Annotated in this window: 15 protein-coding genes and 1 pseudogene; 11 read left to right on the top strand and 5 right to left on the bottom strand. The window is 57.1% G+C overall.

Going from position 1 to position 18386, the window contains the following annotated elements; all coding sequences use genetic code 11:
* Positions 1 to 891: 891 nt before the first annotated feature.
* Entirely contained in the window at positions 892 to 1791 is a 900-nt protein-coding gene (locus tag OZ411_RS22040) for a LysR family transcriptional regulator (RefSeq protein WP_282529637.1), read from the bottom strand.
* 102 nt (positions 1792 to 1893) lie between these two features.
* Between OZ411_RS22040 and OZ411_RS22035 the strand changes: the two genes are divergently transcribed.
* Positions 1894 to 2883, top strand: a complete 990-nt coding sequence (locus OZ411_RS22035; protein ID WP_282529632.1) for a zinc-dependent alcohol dehydrogenase family protein — start codon at positions 1894 to 1896, stop codon at positions 2881 to 2883.
* Between the two features lie 398 nt (positions 2884 to 3281).
* On the opposite strand, the gene OZ411_RS22030 is transcribed toward OZ411_RS22035, so the two are convergent.
* Positions 3282 to 4250 (bottom strand): LysR family transcriptional regulator, encoded by a 969-nt coding sequence (locus OZ411_RS22030; protein ID WP_282529631.1) that lies wholly within the window; start codon positions 4248 to 4250, stop codon positions 3282 to 3284.
* Between the two features lie 101 nt (positions 4251 to 4351).
* On the opposite strand from OZ411_RS22030, the gene OZ411_RS22025 reads away from it, so the two are divergent.
* The gene (locus tag OZ411_RS22025) at positions 4352 to 5152 is read left to right on the top strand and encodes an NAD(P)H-dependent oxidoreductase (protein ID WP_282529630.1); all 801 of its coding nucleotides are present in this window, start codon (positions 4352 to 4354) and stop codon (positions 5150 to 5152) included.
* Positions 5153 to 5201: 49 nt separating this feature from the next.
* On the opposite strand, the gene OZ411_RS22020 is transcribed toward OZ411_RS22025, so the two are convergent.
* Complete coding sequence (locus OZ411_RS22020) at positions 5202 to 6092, bottom strand: NAD(P)H-binding protein (protein WP_282529629.1); 891 nt, start codon at positions 6090 to 6092, stop codon at positions 5202 to 5204.
* Between the two features lie 114 nt (positions 6093 to 6206).
* Between OZ411_RS22020 and OZ411_RS22015 the strand changes: the two genes are divergently transcribed.
* Both OZ411_RS22015 and OZ411_RS22010 read left to right on the top strand, forming a co-directional pair.
* A complete protein-coding gene (locus tag OZ411_RS22015; RefSeq protein WP_282529628.1) occupies positions 6207 to 7019 on the top strand; it encodes an AraC family transcriptional regulator in 813 nt (270 codons plus the stop codon).
* 236 nt (positions 7020 to 7255) lie between these two features.
* The gene (locus OZ411_RS22010) at positions 7256 to 8134 is read left to right on the top strand and encodes an MBL fold metallo-hydrolase (RefSeq protein WP_282529627.1); all 879 of its coding nucleotides are present in this window, start codon (positions 7256 to 7258) and stop codon (positions 8132 to 8134) included.
* 187 nt (positions 8135 to 8321) lie between these two features.
* On the opposite strand, the gene OZ411_RS22005 is transcribed toward OZ411_RS22010, so the two are convergent.
* Positions 8322 to 9254, bottom strand: a complete 933-nt coding sequence (locus OZ411_RS22005) for a LysR family transcriptional regulator (RefSeq protein WP_282529626.1) — start codon at positions 9252 to 9254, stop codon at positions 8322 to 8324.
* A gap of 222 nt (positions 9255 to 9476) precedes the next feature.
* Positions 9477 to 10364 (bottom strand): LysR family transcriptional regulator, encoded by an 888-nt coding sequence (locus OZ411_RS22000; RefSeq protein ID WP_282529625.1) that lies wholly within the window; start codon positions 10362 to 10364, stop codon positions 9477 to 9479.
* 106 nt (positions 10365 to 10470) lie between these two features.
* Here OZ411_RS22000 and OZ411_RS21995 point away from each other — a divergent pair, with 106 nt between their 5' ends.
* The 7 genes and pseudogenes from OZ411_RS21995 to OZ411_RS21965 all read left to right on the top strand — a co-directional run bounded on the left by OZ411_RS21995 (position 10471) and on the right by OZ411_RS21965 (position 18262).
* The gene (locus OZ411_RS21995) at positions 10471 to 11478 is read left to right on the top strand and encodes an NAD(P)-dependent alcohol dehydrogenase (RefSeq protein WP_282529624.1); all 1008 of its coding nucleotides are present in this window, start codon (positions 10471 to 10473) and stop codon (positions 11476 to 11478) included.
* A 334-nt stretch (positions 11479 to 11812) separates the two neighbouring features.
* On the top strand, positions 11813 to 12232 hold the full coding sequence (locus OZ411_RS21990; RefSeq protein WP_282529623.1) for a hypothetical protein: 420 nt from the start codon (positions 11813 to 11815) through the stop codon (positions 12230 to 12232).
* A 270-nt stretch (positions 12233 to 12502) separates the two neighbouring features.
* Positions 12503 to 13294 carry an SDR family oxidoreductase gene (locus OZ411_RS21985; protein ID WP_130577265.1) on the top strand — a complete coding sequence of 264 codons (792 nt, stop codon included), beginning with the start codon at positions 12503 to 12505 and terminating at the stop codon, positions 13292 to 13294.
* Positions 13295 to 13317: 23 nt separating this feature from the next.
* Positions 13318 to 14244 carry an SDR family NAD(P)-dependent oxidoreductase gene (locus tag OZ411_RS21980; RefSeq protein WP_245475687.1) on the top strand — a complete coding sequence of 309 codons (927 nt, stop codon included), beginning with the start codon at positions 13318 to 13320 and terminating at the stop codon, positions 14242 to 14244.
* Positions 14245 to 14461: 217 nt separating this feature from the next.
* Positions 14462 to 15211, top strand: coding sequence for an SDR family oxidoreductase (locus tag OZ411_RS21975; RefSeq protein WP_130577264.1), 750 nt, complete (start codon positions 14462 to 14464; stop codon positions 15209 to 15211).
* A gap of 110 nt (positions 15212 to 15321) precedes the next feature.
* Positions 15322 to 16392, top strand: coding sequence for a sigma-70 family RNA polymerase sigma factor (locus OZ411_RS21970; protein WP_130577276.1), 1071 nt, complete (start codon positions 15322 to 15324; stop codon positions 16390 to 16392).
* Between the two features lie 389 nt (positions 16393 to 16781).
* Positions 16782 to 18262, top strand: a pseudogene (locus OZ411_RS21965) (aldehyde dehydrogenase).
* Positions 18263 to 18386: the final 124 nt, after the last annotated feature.

Genomic DNA, 18386 nt, shown 5'->3' with positions numbered 1-18386 from the left:
GCAGCCCGATCATTCCGCCAGCTTAGGCGATTCCATCACGTCATCAACTCGGATAGAGTTTTCGGTACACATAGGCGCCTTTAGGTGTTTCGCGATGTAGCGGACCCCCGCGACCAAGGAAAATAGGGGCTCTTTTGCCCTTCTTCCTCCGGCGCGTCCAATTTCCGGCTCGGTCTGGCGGGACGTCCAGCGATGGTTGCGTAAACAATGGTTGCTTGGTCTGGCAATCGCGGCCGCTTCCGCTTGTTTCAGCCAGTGCGTCTGACCAACGACGATTGGCGTCTCGTTGGCCGACGATACGAACCCGTTCTACACGGCGCGCTAGTGTGACGGAGACGCTGAATCGACTTCACGACGAGGGATGAGTCGTAAAAGCTCGCGGAGCCCTCCACGTTCGGAATCGCAAACTCCTCGACCAAAAGGCCTGCCGTTGCTATTCGACAACGCTCCTACCGGACCGAACTGATAGTCGACTATTGAATGTACAGAGCCTCGGCAACCCGTCGAATGCTTCGGGGTTATGATGTTGCGATAGCCCACCCAAGATCACAAAGTCCGACCGACACTGGCGAACTCCCTCCCAAACTAGCGGGCGGAGTGCGTGATAGAGGCTTCGATTGGGGCATCCATGGATACGAAGAGGATCTCATCCGCGTCACCAGCATCGAGCTTGGCGCTGTGAATGCCGGACTCATTGCGAGGATGTGCGCCACAGCGCTCAGCGCCGGCTCGGCGACATAGAGCAACTCGAAGCCGCAGATGTCGCCAATGCCGTCCTCTATGCAGTGACGCAGCCGCGGCACGTGAACGTTAACATACAGTAGTACCTGACCACCCTCGACATTGAATCAGTTTGAGGCCTCCGTCAGTGTCTCAAGGCGTGTGTTCATGTCACATCATACGCTTGGGCAAAGCAGCCGCCAATGCATCCACTGCGAGACGTACCTTGAGTGGTAGGTGTGGCGTTTGTAGCCACAGAGCATGGCAGTCATAAGGAAATGAAGGCTGATCCACCAATAGGGGGACTAGCGTGCCTGCCCGAATGCGTTCGCGAACCAGCCAGTAGGGAAGCCAGGCCAGGCCCATACCGCTGACCGCTGCATCGGCTATCGCGTCGAGGTCATCCAGTCTCAACCGGTTAACGGGGGTAATCCCCACCGGGGCTCCGTGCTTTCTCGGGAAGATCCACGGGCGAATGCGGCCTGACCGACGATAGATGATGGCATTGTGCTTGCCGAGATCCTCGATCTGCTGCGGCGGACCGTTCATCTCAAGATAGGACGGCGATGCGCAGACGATCATGCGCTGGCGCGCGATACGCCGGGCAATCATTCCGACTTTGTTGTCTAAGTCGCCGGTCCGGATGGCAAGATCATAGCCATCTTCGGCGAGGTCGACGAGGCGGTCACTGAAGGATATGTCAAGCTCCAGAGCGGGATATTTCTGCGCAAGCGTCAGTAGAATTGGAGTCACGCACCGTCGGCCGAAGAGCACGGGCATAGTGACACGTAGCTTTCCACAGGGTTGGGATAGCTGATCCGCCGCCAATGCGTCCGCAGCCTCTGCTTCGGCCAGAACCGTCCGGCAGCGTTCATAGTAGGCGCGCCCGAATTCGGTCAGGCTCTGGCGGCGTGTAGTCCGGTTGATGAGGCGTACACCCAGACGTTCTTCGAGAAATCGGACGTGTTTGCCGACCATCGGCCCAGATAGATCAAGCGCAGCTGCTGCAGCCGCGAACGTTCCTAACTCAACGGCTTTTACGAACGCGGCCATGCTAGCAAGACGGTCCATTTCGAAACTCTCAGTTTCTACTGTTTTGCCCAGCATCCTATTTATTTGCGCTGGGTCTGCTGGCAAGTCTCAGTTGACTCAACAATTTTGGGGTACGCTAGAATGGCACGGGTTATTCGATTCCATGAGCATGGGGGTCCTGAAGTTCTCCGCATCGAGAACGTCGATGTTCAGCCGCCAGGTCGGGGTGAGGTCCAAATTCGCGTTAAAGCACTGGGCCTTAACCGGGCTGAAGCGAACTTGCGCAAGGGAGCATACATTGAAGCGGCAACATTGCCGTCCAGCCTTGGGCTAGAAGCAGCTGGCGTCATCGAACGGCTCGGAGAAGGCGTAGACGGCTTCGTGGTCGGTGACGCGGTTAGTATCATCCCGCCAATTTCAATGGTTCGCTGGCCCACTTACAGCGAGGTCGCGACGTTTCCCGCTGACATCGTAGTCAAGCACCCGGCCTCGCTCAGCTTCGCCTCGGCGGCCGCCGTGTGGATGCAGTACCTAACCGCCTATGGCGCTCTTATCGAAGTGGCCAAGCTGGCCAAGAGAGATTATCTCGTCATTACGGCCGCTTCGAGTAGTGTTGGAATTGCGGCGATCCAGGTCGCGAAGACCGTTGGGGCGCATACTATAGCTATCACAAGGACTTCTCGAAAGAAGCCAGCTCTGCTCGAGTTGGGCGCATCGGAGGTGATTGCTTCAGAAGAAGAGGATCTGGAGCAGAGGCTCAAGGATATTGCTGGCCCCGAAGGGGTACGCGTTGTTCTCGATGCTGTCGGAGGGCCGATATTTAATCCTCTAACCACAGCAATGTCGCGGGGAGGTATCCTCCTCGAGTACGGCGGACTCAGTGCCGAGCCGACCCCGTTTCCATTGCCTGCCGTGCTGGGCAAGATTCTCACGCTCCGCGGCTACCTCGTCCATGAGATTACCGGCAATAAGTCTCGATTGGAGGCGGCGAAGAAGTTCGTCCTAGACGGCCTCGTCTCAGACTCGCTAAAGCCAGTGATCGCCAAGACCTTTCCGTTTGATCAGATCGTCGAAGCGCATCGCTTTCTGGAGTCAAACGACCAATTTGGCAAGGTTGTCGTGACGGTTTGAGCAAGCACTGATTGGACTGGAGGGCGCCAACCGGCACTTCGTACCACCTCGATTACCAATCGCAAATTTGCGAGCGGTGGTGGATCGAAGCAGGAGAGCAACTGTCGCATCGCGTAGGACGCTCAGATGAGATCTTGTCGGCACTCCCGATCCTGCCGATACGTTCGCCGGAGCGCGCCCTTGAGACTGGTGCGGACCTATTCGGAATACAAGGAACTATCGCTCCAACGCCTTCTTCGCCCAATGCGCACATCCGCCATTGTGTCCAGTGCAGGCGATTTGGATAGATCGGCGTTGAAGGGTAAAAGGGCTGCTGATCTCGCAAACGATATGATTGATGCTTTCGGATCTAACGACATGATTAGACTTCCTGCCGATCAATCCGCTCGTGGTCGAGCCTACTTTGAAGGCTTTGTGCGTCGATCATGCCTGCGGGTGAGATTTGAAGCGGTAGCATGCTCGGCAAGCCGCGCGTTGGCCAACGAGACGATCGCCTCGCGAATCCAGCGGTGACCGCTATGCCCATGGGTGCGTTCATGCCAGATCATGCCGACCGAGAATCCCTCGACAGGAAACGGACTTTCAATCAATCGCAACGTCTCGGTCCGTTCGCACACCAAGCGTTCCGGGACCAAAGCAACGAAATCGGAACGTGCCACAATGTCCGGGACAAACAGAAAGGATGCCGCGGACAGTACGACGTTACGTCGAAGTCCCAAGGCTGCTAACGAGATATCCACGGGAGTAACAAGGTCTCCCCCGCGAAGGGATACAATTACGTGCTCGAGTTCCGTGAACTGCTTGATCGATAGTCGGTTTGAAAGGCGAGGGTGATCTTTCCGTCCAATAAGTACGTATCGGTCATGGAATAGGTGTCTGGTGCGGAGGTTGGCGGGCGCGTCTGTCGGAGTCATCAGAGCGAGATCGACATCGCCCCGCGCCATCTGCGCTTCCAGTTGCGGAAGATCAAGGTTGCGGATAGCGATCCGCACCCGGGGCGCCGTTTTCCTTAATTCGAGTACCAGCGGCTCGACCAAAGCATATTGCAAGTAGTCTGTACAAGTGACCGTGATGGTCATCTCAGCTCTGGCGGGATCGAAGTTTCTGTGGCGTGAAACGGTGGATCGAACCTGGTCGAGCGCTTGGCGTACCGGTTCAAGCAATTCGAGCGCCTTGACGGTCGGTGTCATCCCGCGCTGCGCCGGGATCAGCAAGGGGTCGTCAAATACCTTCCTGAGGCGGTTAAGTTGAGCGCTGACGGCAGGCTGACTCAGGTGCAGCCTGGCGGCAGCCCTCGTCACGTTCTGTTCGATTAGAAGCGCTTCGAGGGTAACCAGAAGGTTGAGATCAAGCCGCTTGCTATCCATGACATGAATAGTAGCCGAGCAATTACTCGATTTCAAATATAGCTAAAACCGGTGTTCTCTGTCGGACGAAGATTCGCCGTTAATGCCTCGGAGTTCGATCTATGAAAGTGGTGCTGGTTTTTGCTCATCCTGAACCGAAGTCGCTCAGCGCGTCCCTCCGGGACGTTGCAGTACAGGAACTGATTGGGCAAGGTCACGAAGTTCGGGTGTCTGATCTTTACGCCCAGGAGTGGAAGTCTGAAGTCGATCGTGCAGACTTTCCGAACTGGCCGGTCGAAAAGCGTCTCGTTGCGGGCGCGGCATCAAACGATGCCTTCCACGGCGACGCGCTCACATCGGATGTCAAGCGCGAGATCGACAACCTTGTCTGGGCAGACATGCTGATCCTGCAATTTCCACTCTGGTGGTACGGCATGCCCGCGATCCTTAAGGGTTGGGTCGATCGCGTCTACGCGAATGGCTTTGCCTACGGCGTCGGGGAACATAGCGACAAGCGATGGGGCGACCGCTTCGGAGAGGGAAATCTCGCGGGCAAGCGAGCGATGTTGATCGTAACAGCCGGCGGTTGGGAGGAGCACTATTCGGATCGAGGAGTGAACGGTCCAATTGATGATCTGCTGTTCCCGATCAATCACGGGGTTCTGTTTTATCCAGGATATGAAGTCCTGCCGCCCTTCGTGGCTTACCGGGTTGATCGCTTCAGCGAGGCCGATTTCGAAGCAGCCGCGACGCAGCTCCGGGACAGGATGCGTGCTATCGAAACAACTGCGCCGATAGCCTATAGAAAGCAGAATGGTGGCGACTATTTCATCCCCAGCATGAAGCTGAAGCCTGGGCTTGAAGGTGCTAGCGCGTCCGGCTTCTCGCTGCACGTGAGCAAATCTAAAGCAGCCCCGTTTTGAAGACCGGGGTCTGCGGCGCGCAAGAAGATCAAGCCAGCCGACAATTCCATCACTTGTGATCCAGCAGTGTTTCTTGGATCATTATTTCGAGGCTGCTTGCTGTGACGCCGAGAAGTTGCTCGGTGTCGCTTGCGTCGACGACAAGTGGGTTATCAAACAAGTAGCGCATCTCCACGCCTTCGTGGAAACCGATGGCCTCCAATTCCTCCGCTGTGAGCTCGCGCAATTTAGGCGTCTCAAACTCGAGAGCTGCTGCGAATTTTTCGGTGAGTTCGCGGATTGACGCATGCTGGTTCGGAACGTGAAACGCACGATTCCACTCTCCTGTAGAGTGCGCCGCGGACACAAGCGTCTTTGCGGTGTCTTTGGTGAATGACCAAGCGTGGATAGCATCCAGATTACCTGGAAATGAAACCGTCTCCTTCTTCAGAAGGGAGGGAAGGGCGAGTAGCGAAAAATAGGTAATAGCTCCGTCGCCTAGGTAATCGCTTGCACGGACCTCGATAGCAGGAACGTTCGATCTGGCCGCGCGCTCCCACATGATGCCCCTGACTGTGCCTTTTCTGCTGGTCGGATTGAGCGGCGCCAATGGCGAAAGTGGACTTGTGGCACTTTCGCCGTATCCATATAGGTTGCCAAGCACGACGATCTTGGCGCCAGTCTCCTCAGCGGCCTTGACCGTGCCGTCCACGATTGGAAAGAAGTCAGTCGGCCACCTGTCATAGGCCGCCATGGCGCACATGAAGATCGCTTCAGCGCCCTTGCTGATCTCAGCCAGCTGAACTGCGTTGGTCGCATCTGCCGAAATGGTGCGTACCGCTCGCGCCTCGATCAAGCCAGGATTTCTGCTCGTCAGGACTACGCTATGGCCCTCTTCTGCCAGAATGCGAGCCGTTTCGCGTCCGACTGGGCCTGCTCCCACCGCGACATAGTAACTCATGTGACGATCTTCATTTGCTGTTCGAAGGATTAGCTTTTTGGATTTCGAGCAGTTGAAAGTCGTGCACAATTGGCCAAATCTTAAGTACGTTCTGCCAAAGTTCGAGATTGCCAAATGCATTTTCAGATCGGTTCGGCGCTGCCCCTTGAGACCACGTTAAGGCTTGTTGAACCAGGCGCCTGTGTACTGCCCCCCATTGATGCCTACAGGATCGTCGTACACCTAAGCCGCGCCACCCGCACTTTTTGTCGTGAGACTGGATCTGCCGCTTTGCGGGAAATCGGCGACATCGATCTCATTCCCTCTGGAGACACCGGAGGCTTCGACGCAGAAGCGGCTTATCAGTCCCTTGAAATCCGTCTTTCGCCGGTCGTCCTGGACCGTGTAGGGGCCGAAATCGGGCGAATTACGGGCGCCAACAAGCTTGAAGGGCGCCACATGCTGCGTCACGATCGGATCTTTAATCTGGCTCGATCTATCGAGCACGATCTTTCAGTGAAATCAGCAAGCGATCTCCTATATGCCGAGAGCATCGGGATCGCGCTAGCAATTCAATTGCTTGGGCTGCGTGACGAGCCGCTCGATCCGCTGGCTCGTCTCTCGCCAATTCAGCTCAAGCGAGTGTTGACCTATATCGATGAGAAACTGGATCAGCCTCTTACGCTCGAAATATTGAGCCGGGAGGCGGGCGTCAGTAATTCGCATCTGCGAACATGGTTCAAGGTCGCCATGGGATTGACGGTTCATCGCTACGTATTGCGGAGGAGGGTGGAACGAGCTCGTTTCCTTCTGCTGCAGGGAGAGTTGGGCCCAAGCGAGGTCGCGTTGGAGGTCGGCTTTGCCCACCAGTCACATATGGCGCGATGGATGCGTCGAGAGCTTGGTTGTAGTCCAGGGGACCTACGTCGAACTGCTATCAATCGATAGTTCCGACTTTGCTCCGCGCCCGATTGTCCGGCCCGCGAGCCTCCAATTCAATTTGATCGGCCGTGATCGACGGGGAAGTCGTTCCCGGGCCTTGTAGACAGATCGATATGTTTGCGGGATCGGAGCCGATATGTAGCAATTCAATTTTCTGAATTGACTGTGCCGATTTGAGTTTCGGCGCCTCAACTGTCACTAACTCCTCGACACCAGCTCCCAAGCTCTCGTGAGGAAGTTCCTTGACAAAAGCCGCGCAAGTCCAGGCTCCCGGCCTGAACAGAAGACAAATTGGCGATTACACCGTAACCGCGGTTGTGGATGGTATCATTGATGTGCCGTTCGAGCTGCTGACCGGGATCAAGCCGGCCGAAGCTGAAGAAATGATACTGGCGGCAGGGCGTCCGCGCTCATCGGCAATGACGGTCTCGGCTTACATCATCGAAGGCCGCGGCAGGACGATCCTCATAGACGGAGGGGCCGGCGGTATCAACGGTTGGGGTGGGCGGCTCCAGGTTGCGCTAGCTGCTGCCAACATTGATCCGCGTCAGATCGACCATGTGCTTCTCACACACGCGCATCCGGATCACGTCGGAGGCTTGGTTGGCGCATCGCCGTCGGCCGTCCAATTTCCCAATGCAGAGCTCGTCCTCCACGAGGAAGAATATAAATTTTGGAGTGACGATGGCAATTTGAGCCGTGCGCCAGAGGCTGCGCAGCCATTTTTTCATCTCGCCAGAAGCGTCTTTGCCGCTTACGGAAATCGGCTGCGGACCGTCACCACGGGTGACGTCGCGCCCGGTATCGATCTCGTCCATCTACCTGGCCACACGCCGGGACACAGTGGTTACAGAATAAGTTCAGGGGCGGAGAGCCTTCTCATTTGGGGTGACATTGTTCATTACCCGAACATACAGGTTCAAAGGCCGGCAGTAACGATAGCTTTCGATGTGGATTCCGCCGCCGCTTCGACGACGCGCCGTGCAGTATTGGCTATGGCGGCGGCCGAGAATCTTCTTATCGCTGGCATGCACCTGAATTTTCCCGGCTTTGCCCGTGTGCGAGCGTCGGGCGATTCCTACGCCATCTTCGATGAGCCGTGGTGCCCGATCTTGATCTAACTGAGCCGCGCTCCGGTGCCGGCGCATCTTCTGGCTCCTCCGCGGGATTCCGTCCTCGATGCTTAGCGTTGGAGTTCGAATGTGGGCGGCACCGGAGGCCTCTCGAGGGACTAGCCGTCGTCGAGATCGTGCGCGCCGTCCCGGATGCTTGATGCAGGCTGGGGCCGCGCTTTGGTCGGAATAGGATTTACGGCAGAGATCGCGCGACGTCAGCAATTGCCCCTCGGAACCAGATCATGCCTGGATCCACATGGCTGGAGGCATGCCACACCACGGAAATCTGAAAAGGCGCTACAGGAAAGGGCAGCGGGCTCACTGCGAGACCGTGCGCTTTGGCTGCACTTCTCCCGAATAGCCGTGGAACCGTCGCTATTGCCGCAAGAGATTCGAGTAGCGCTGGAAGAGCGTGAGCGTGCGGAGTGGATACTACGATCTTGCGGCTCAGTTTCTTCTGTTCGAGCGTATCGTCGACCAGTCTGCAAGCTTTTTCCTTCAAATCGACCGCTACGTGTGGAAGCTCGAAGTAGGTTTCAAAGGTAATTGACGGGACTTTTTCCAGGAGGGCCAAGCTGTGTAGGCAAACATAATTATCGTCGAACAAGACCTTGCGTTTGTGCACAAGACCCCCTTCCGAAACATTTCCGACGGCGACATCAATTTCACCTCTATCCAACATGTCCGTTGCCTTTTGATGCTCGAGCGAATGAAGTTCCAATCGCGCATGAGGCGCCGCCTCTAAGCAAAATCTTGCCAAGGGCGGGACAAGCACACTTTCCAGATAGTCTGGAATGCCAAGTTTGAATACCCGGTTAGTCTCGGCAGGAGAGAAGGCGATCGCATTGAGCAGGTCTCGATCGATATGGCGCAGTATCTCTGATGCCGTCTTTACGATTGTGGCACCACGGGGCGTCGGAGACATGCCTGCGCCGTTTCGGACGAAAAGCTCGTCACCGAAAAGTTCGCGCAACCGGCCGAGCTGATGGCTGAGGGACGACTGGTTTATGCGGAGCTTGCTTGCCGCTTTCGTAACACTACCGGAAGAGCTGATAGCATCCAGTGCGACCAAAAGATTTAAGTCAACTTCAGCAAGGCGGGCATGATTGATTGTGGTTTCCTGCATGGATATTTCCGCTGTGAAGACTCTGTTCTAGCTGCTCTTGGGCCACCCCCGCCGCACTGTGCTTGCGGCCAATTAAACTTGGCTATGTTGCCGAAATCGACTCGTCGTGGGGCTGCGGCGTTCACTAGTTTCGAAGCAAGTGGAGCGTTTGTTAACATCGGAAAGATAGATGTCGCGGTAGGTATGCTTGGTAGGCCTGGGCTTGCAAGAGCGCAGGGCAATCTAGGAGCCGTATTGCCGAGCGCACTGAGATCTAAGGAAATCAACGCAGGCGCCCTTGTTCGAAACGAACGGCGAGTGCGCGATCGATACAATCATTCCAAGGTTTACGCCTTGGGCGCGAACAATCTTCACCTTATCTTTGAATTCTGCGGTGATTTTGCCTCGCGGCAGAATGCCGATACCTGCTCCCTCGTGGATCAGCGATACCTGAAGTTCGACGTCGTAGACTTCGGCCGCCAGGCGAAACTGACCTCCATCGCGCTCGATCAAGGTCTGCAGCGCGCGTCGCGCGCCGCATGATTTGTCGGGGAGCAGAACCCACGGATATTGAGAAAGTTGCTTCAGATTCGAATGTCTCGGCAATGGGAGATCTTTTGGAGCGACGATCACGATCTCCTCCTTACCGACGACGTGTCCAAGGGGAGTCAGAAGATCCGGGTCGTTGCCGGCGAACACTAAAATAGCCGCGTCGAGACGGCCGTCTTCGACCTGATCAACAAGCTCCGGGGTCCACCCGCTGGCCAATGACAGCTCGAGCCTCGGATAACGAAGGCGCAGTTGGTGCATCATTTCGGCCAGACCAGCATCAGCAAGCGAATGTGACACCCCGATTCGAAAGGGGCCGGAAGGATCGGCGTCCGCGGCCACGGTTTGCTTGAGGTCGTCAATCGAAGCGAGCACGGCGCGAGCGCGATTTAGAACCACTAGCCCTGAGGCAGTTAGCGCTGGAGGCTTTATGCGTCGATCCAGAAGATCCGTCCGGAGCAAATGCTCGAGCCGCTGTATCTGCCGCGTTACGGCCGGTTGGGTGAGCCGAAGGCGTTCGGCGGATCGCTTAACCGATCCCGTGTCCGCCAGAAGAACAAAAGCTCTCATTTCGTCGAGCATATAAATTCTCGGCATTATCATCGTACAGATTATGCATTTGCATACAGAAGGGCTACGGTCAATGTAGTCGCCGGCTGCGCTTTGTAGGCAGAACCGGGAGCGATCAATGAAGGCGATCACCATCCAACGTCACGGCTTCCAGGGGTTGGCTCCAGTCGAGCGCGAATATCGCGCGCCTCTCCGACGCGAGGTCCGGTTGCGGATGCGCGCCGTCAGTTTGAACTATCGTGATCTGGAAATCGTCTCCGGGACGTTTGCAACAGCTTACAACTTGCCATTGATACCGATCTCGGACGGCGTCGGAGAGGTCGTCGAGGTCGGTCAGGACGTCGCGCGCTTCAAGCCGGGAGATCGTGTCTGCTCGGCTTTCTGGGGTGAATGGAACGACGGCGGCTTCGATATCGCGAAGGCGGGGAAGTCTTTGGGCGGTCCCGGAGATGGCTTGCTGCAAGAACAAGTCACACTGGACGAGCAGCGATTGGTGAAGATCCCCGACGCGTTATCGGACGGCGAGGCTGCCGCCTTTCCATGTGCCGGCTCCACCGCTTGGCAGGCGCTCGTTTCGTTCGGCCAGATCCGGCCGGGAGATGTAGTTGTCGTTCAAGGGACGGGAGGGGTCGCACTATTCGGCCTTCAACTGGGGTTGATCGTCGGTGCGAAGGTGATCGTTTTGTCGAGCAGCGACAAAAAATTGGAGCGAGCAAAGGCTCTAGGTGCTTTGGCGGGAGTTAACTACCGCGGAACGCCAGCCTGGTCGGACGAGGTCCTTGAGTTGACGGCGGGGCAGGGGGCCGACCATATTCTCGAAACTGGCGGACCTAGCAGCTTTGCCCAATCGCTCAAGGCAGTCCGTTCCGGGGGGCGAATTAGCGTGATTGGATATCTGGGAGGGGCCCAGGGCAGTATCAATCCGCTCGATATCTTCCGAAAGCAAGCTACTGTCCAGGGCATTCCTGTTGGTTCTCGTTCGTCGCTTGAAAGCCTGCTGAACGCCATGGCCGCGAGTTCGAGGCGGCCCGTCCTCGACAGCACGTTCGACTGGAACGATGTTGGCCCCGCGCTCGAACGCTTGCATTCAGGTGAACACTTCGGAAAAATCGTCCTTACCTTTTGAGCGCCGCCCACCAAATCTGGCAGGGCGGAGCCATATGCCCCGCTGTCAATGGTCATATGGCGTCAAAAATACTTTCGATCACCGATGAATTTTGCTCGCTACCCCGGTCTTATCACTAGGAGGTAGGCGTCCTTGTCCGCGGAAATCCTAGATCAAAACCGCAAATTGACTCGTAAACGGGTACGTACACGACCTCGGTCACCGGCGCGAGCTTTGCTGTAGTTCCGCCGTTCGCGATGGAGGCTCTGAGGTCAGCAGCGAAGAGTAGCGAGGCGCAGCTCACAAGGCGTACCGCTAGGCCGCGGCGGGCTCTGCTGTTGGATGGATGCGACCGATGCTTTCGCCCCTTTTCCATCAGTCTGTATGGCGCCTCCCGAAATCATGGGACAAAGTAACTAAGCCGATGCAATACGCTATCTTATATTATGGCTCCGAAGAAATGATTGCCAAGTTCGACCGACGAGACGATTCGATTGCCGACGTTGATCCGAATGGTCCTGATGAGGTGCGCTCAGAGACCCGACTGGACGTCCAACTCCTTCCGACGACGACGGCTGTCGTTGTTCGAGGCGGGCCGGTGTCTGCAATTATTGACGGGCCATTGATTGCGAGAAAGCAGGATCTGTTGAGTCTTAAGATTATTGAAGCACCCAACCTCGATAGAGCGCTGGCTTTTGTGGAGGCCTCCTTTCAAGACGCGGTTGGTATGACCGCCTGCGAGATTCGGCCGCTTGCCGGCCTTGAAAGGCCATAAGAGAGGCGCCGCTCCTCCGAGCGGAGCAAGTTTCACCAGAACCGAGAACATCAAGGTTTCGAATGTTCCTTGGCGGCGGCCAGCAGACCGGGGATGCTGCCGCTTGAGAGACCGCGCTCGCGATTGTTAGGTCGCCATCGCCCCTTCGCCAACGAAGCGGATCACAAAATAATCGTGCGGCACCGATGAGTTTTGCCCGCCACTCCGGTCTTACGCACGAGGTCGCTCGGGATCACCGGGCGAACAAAGAGAACAAGCAGGAAGACAGAGATGATGCTGAAGGACAAGGTTGCAGTGATCTACGGGGCTGGAGGCGCGGTTGGGGGCGCTGTCGCGCGCGCTTTTGCACGCGAAGGAGCCAAGCTATTTCTCACCGGCCGCAATCGAGCCTCGGTTGAAGCCGTCGCAAAAGAAATCGCTTTTGATGGCGCCGCGGTCCAAACGGCAGAAGTTGATGCTCTCGACGAGGGGGCGATCAGCCGTCATCTCCAGTCGGTAGTTGACGAGGCCGGTCGTATTGACATCTCTTTCAATGCCGTCGGGATCCCGAATACCAATTTGCAGGGGGTGTCTCTGGTCGATCTCGCGTTGGACCAGTTCTTGCGGCCAATCGTGACTTACACGGAATCGTACCTTTTGACCGCGCGTCAGGCCGCTCGCAGGATGGTCGAAAGAAAATCAGGTGTGATCATGACGGTCACCTCAACCCCCTCGCGAACCGGCATTCCGATGATGGGCGGGGTCGGTCCGGCCATGGCCGCCGTAGAAGCGCTTACCCGGAACCTTTCTGCCGAACTTGCGCGCGATGGCGTTCGAGTGGTTGGTCTTCGACCGCTCGGCATGCCGGACTCTGGCACGATCAGAGAAGTCTACGGTCTTCATGCCAAAGCATGGGGAATTTCCTGGGACCAGTTCCACGATCTGATCGCAAGCAGAACCCACACGCGTCGGCTGACGACCCTTGCTGAGATGGCAAACGTGGCTGCTTTTATCGCCTCCGATCAGGCGAGCGCGACGACTGGTACTATCGTCAACATGAGCCTGGGAGCCCTCGACGACTAGCGTCATGCTTCGAATCTGCCAGCGTGATCGTGCCGTTCGACCGCTCGATCCGGGTGGTCGGCGGACGGCAGAAGGCGGTTGATCTGTTCTCGACTGCGATTTGTCGGCGTCCCTCCGAGCGGGGCACAGTTTACTTAGAGGAATCCATGAAACTCACCGGTCGCACAATCCTCATCACCGGAGGTTCTGCCGGCATTGGTCTTGCGTTCGCGCTTAAGTTCGTCGGGCTCGGGAACCAGGTTATCGTGACGGGTCGGCGCAAGGCCGTGCTCGACCAAGTGAAGCTACAGTATCCGAAAATACAAACGATCCAGAGCGATGTCGCCGATCCAACTCAGATTGCTGCACTTGCTGCACGCGTGAAGGAGGATTTCCCGCAGCTTGACGTGCTAATGAACAACGCCGGTATTAGCCTTTATAAGAACCTCAAGGGCACAGTAGCCGATCTTGCTGGTTTGACGGTGGAGCTAAACGTCAACGCGGGGGGCGTGATCAGAATGACTTCCGCCTTCATCGACATGCTAAAGGCTAACAAAGGTACGCTCATCAACGTGTCTTCTGCCTTGGCGTTCGTGCCCTTGCCATGCTTGCCGATATATTGCGCGACCAAGGCGGCGATCCACTCGTACACCCAATCGCTTCGCTTCCAGTTGGAGGAGACTGGTGTGGAGGTCATCGAACTCATGCCTCCGGCGGTCAAGACTGAGATGACGGCTGACCTTCGCGAAAACGATGGCATCACCATGATCACAACCGAACAGCTAGTGAAACAATCATTCGAGGGATTCAAAGCAGGCGTTCCCGAGATCCGGCCGGGGCAGTCGAAGCAGCTCGCATTCATGCGCCGACTCGCGCCGAATTTTATTAACGGACAGCTCTGGAAGGCTTCCAGAAAACTCGTGCCCGCGGGAGTTAATGACTCCAAGCCAACGCGTCTATCTTACACCTGACGTATGCGTGGCCGCCTGCGGTTAATCTAAAGCGCGCCTGAGCCGAAGTTCTTCTGCGAGCCGTTTGGAAGGCTCCCAAGGGCGTGGTGGCTTGGAGATGCGTACCACTCAGTAAGCCCACCTGCGAAAAAAGATGACCTCACCGATGAATTTCGGTCGTCGAGCCGGTCTTATTTATCGTCAGGCAGACATAAACGCCCAACGCTAGGAGAGTAGCATGCTTGCATTGACGGGCAAGGACATCGTGGTGATCGGAGGCAGCCGAGGCGTGGGGCGCCGTATCGTGGAGGCAGGTCACAGCAACGGCGCGCGCGTGCTTGCTGTCGCTCGGCAGGAGGAGCCCCTTAAGCAGTTGCAACAAGAACTGTCTGACGTCCAGATCATGTCGCTCGACGCAACGGACGAGGATGCGCCCCGCAAAATATTCGACGTCCGCCAGCCGAGCGTCCTTGCCATTTGTGCCGGGGCTTTCCCGCCCGCCGCCCCACTCCATGAGCAGAGCTGGCAGGAGTTCGGGAGAAATTGGGAGGCTGACGTCCGGATAGCTTTTAACTTCTGCAAAGCAGCAATATTGCGCCCGTTGCCCTTAGGGACCAAGATCATTCTGGTGTCGAGCGGCGCTGCTCTCGCAGGATCCCCAAACTCGGGAGGATACGCTGGCGCCAAGCGAACGCAGATGTTTATCGCAAACTATGCACAGAAGGAATCGGACCGTCTCGGGCTTGAGTTGCGGTTCATATCGTTAGCACCGCGCATCATGCCGGATACGGACTTAGGGAGGCATGCGATCGCTGGTTATTCTCGATATCTCGGCATATCGTCCGCGGACTTCGTGCGGAGTATGGCCTCTCCGCCGACATCATCGCAGGTGGCGACCGCATTTATTGAGTTGGCCGCAAATACTGGGCCAATCGAGGGAAATACGTTCATCGTGTCAGGCCGGGGGCTCGAAGCAGTGCCTCAATGACCCGACTGGCGCTCGATACTAGCTTTCATTGCGCAGGCACAGTCTTCGACAAGTGTATTCTGGCTGTCAGGACTTGAAGGATGTTGTCCGAATGCAAATATCCAGCTGCCATGACAGCAACTGAAGCACCAAACTCAAAGAGAGAGTTGAATCGCCCCGACGATGCGTTTGGACGGCGCATTGAGCCCTTTCGCCGAGAGCTTAAATTGCATTGCTATCGGATGCTTGGGTCCGTTCACGAAGCGGAGGATGCGGTTCAAGATACATTCTTGCGGGCTTGGCGCAGCTTCGATCGATTTGAGGGGCGAGGATCTTTCCGGGCGTGGCTGTATCAAATTGCAACGAACGTGTGCTTGAATACTCTCGCCGCTCGAAAGAATGCTCCGCGCCTGCTCCCTAACGATTTGCTGCCTACGGCGGGCACGCGCATGCCGGACGGTACGTCGGTTACCGACGTGCCGTGGCTAGAACCGTATCCGAACTCGTTTCTTGAGGGCATTGACGAGTCGGCGAATCCGGAGGCGCGATATCTATCACGGGAATCTGTCCAACTCGCCTTCGTTGCCGTAATACAGGGCTTGCCTCCCCGTCAGCGAGCTGCGCTTCTGTTGTGTGACGTGCTGGGTTGGTCTGCGAACGAGGCTGCTACTCTCCTTGGCGGCTCAGCAGCTTCGATCAACAGTATCTTGCAGCGGGCGCGCGAGACGCTTTCCAAGCGCTACCCCGATGGTCGCCCAGCAGCGTCGCGCTCGCCCAATCCGTTTGAGCAGGAACTTCTAAGTCGTTACTTGAACGCCTGGGAGCGGCTCGACGTCGACGGTCTTGTGGCTCTGCTTAAAGAGGACGCGACTTACACGATGCCGCCGAAAGCACAGTGGTACGCCGGTCGGACGGCTATCGGTAATTTCTTCGAATGGGCATGGAGAGCTTACGAGAGCTTTCGCCTAGTTCCAACGGCCGCTAACAATCAGCCCGCGTTCGCAGCATACTCTCGTGCCAGCAGCGAAACGCCTTGGACCGCACATTCCATCCATGTTCTTACGGTCGAGAACGGCGCCATTTCCACATTGACGCTCTTCGCAAAGCCCCTAGCGCAAAGTTTGTTTTCGGTCTTCGATCTTCCTCACATCATCCCCATCGTAACCGATGATTTTCCGAATCGAGACCAGAACTCGTATTAGGCGGCCAACGGGATCAGCCTCGGGCGGTCAGAGCAAGAAGGTGGCGCTTGAGCGCTGATGCTCGGCACGCGACTTGTATTGGAAGAACCGTTCCAAGGGCTCGCACCGGTTCTGGCGCAGTGATACGCTGAGGACTTCGCCGACTTCGTTCGCAAGACGAGGATATCACGTTGCCGGCCACCGAATCGGATCCGAGGTTGCTCGAGCTACTCGCCCGATTTGGGACGCTCCTCTTGAGCGAGGCGAAATCGAGGTCGTAGAATGGTTCTGAGCATGATCATATCAACCACTGCTCAGTCGCAAGCAAATGCGATCGTAGGAAATTCAAGGTGCACTATCCGAGCTCGCTGTTGTCTGCGTTGTAGACCTGTTTGAGACAGGAGGAAATCGTGAAGACTTACCAGCTCTATATCAATGGCCAATACGTCGATCCTGCCAACGGAGAGTGGTTCGAGTCGATCGACCCTTATAGTGGCGAACCTTGGGCGAAGATTCCGCGCGGGTCTAAGGCGGATGCGGATAAGGCCGTGAAGGCCGCCAACGAGGCGATGTGGCGCGGGCCGTGGTCTAAGATGACAGCGTCCGCGCGCGGCAAGGCCATGCGAAAGCTGGGCGACCTCGTCGCCGTGAATGCGGAGCGCCTCGCCGAAATCGAGGTGCGTGACAATGGCAAGCTAATGGCCGAGATGCTGGGGCAGCTTCGCTATCATCCGGAATGGTGGTGGTATTTCGGCGGGCTCGTCGACAAGCTCGAGGGCGGCCTTGTTCCGATCGACAAGCCTGAGACCTTTGCCTACACGACGCATGAGCCCGTCGGCGTCGTCGCGGCACTTACGGCCTGGAACTCGCCGCTGCTATTCGTTGCCTGGAAATGTGCCGCCGCGCTCGCCGCCGGTTGCGCCGTCATCGTCAAGCCATCAGAATTCACCTCTGCGAGCACACTGGAATTCGCTGCGCTGACGAAGGAGGCCGGCATACCCGATGGCATCTTCAACGTGGTCACGGGTTTCGGGCCTGAGATCGGCAGCGAATTGATCGCGCATCCAGGCGTCGCCAAGATCACGTTTACCGGCTCGGACGCGACAGGCGCAAAAGTCTATGAGACGGCTGCGCGCAGTCTGAAACGCGTGTCGCTCGAACTTGGCGGGAAGTCCCCCAATATCGTCTTCGAAGACGCCGATCTGAGTGCTGCCGCAGCCGGCGCAATCTCCGCATCTTCGCGGCGACGGGCCAGACCTGCATCGCCGGCTCGCGCCTCTTGGTGCAGAACTCGATCAAGGAACCGTTTGTCGCGCGCCTCTTGGAATTGGCTCGATCCGCCAAGATCGGCGATCCTATGAAGTCGGACACGAACATCGGCCCAATCACCACGCCTGCGCAGTACAAGAAAGTCCTCGATTACATAGAGGTCGCGAAGAGCGAGGGCGCATGCTGTCTGTTCGGCGGAAAGCCGGCCTCCGGTGATGGCATCATCGGCGGTCAATTTGTCGAGCCAACTATCTTCACCGATGTCGACAACAGCATGCGTATCGCACGCGAGGAGGTTTTCGGACCGGTCCTCGCAATCATCGGATTCGATACCGAGGACGATGCCATCCGCATCGCCAACGATACCATCTACGGCCTTGCAGCTGGCATATGGACCCGCGACCTGGCGCGCGCAGTGCGCGTGCCGAAGCAATTGCGCGCTGGCACCGTCTGGGTGAACACCTATCGCGCCATCAGCTACATGATGCCGTTCGGCGGTATGAAGCGTTCGGGTGTCGGCCGCGAGAGCGGCATCGATGCGGTTCGTGAATATCTGGAGACCAAGAGCGTCTGGATCTCCACCGCACAGGACGTTCCGTCCAATCCCTTCGTCATGCGGTGAGCGGAACGTGACTACATTTGGGTCGGCGGCAGGCCGATGCGAAGGCTGGGACCAAAGCCTTCTGGTTGGACTGCGATCGCCGGCCGAGTAGTTGACACTGCACCTAGCCAGAGGCGGTCGGCGG

Origin of the sequence: Bradyrhizobium sp. Arg237L (assembly GCF_029990105.1) — a bacterium.
In the GTDB taxonomy this organism is placed as follows: Bacteria; Pseudomonadota; Alphaproteobacteria; order Rhizobiales; family Xanthobacteraceae; genus Bradyrhizobium.
The sequence above is the reverse complement of the archived record's forward strand: the minus strand, read 5'-3'. Positions and strand labels throughout refer to the sequence as shown.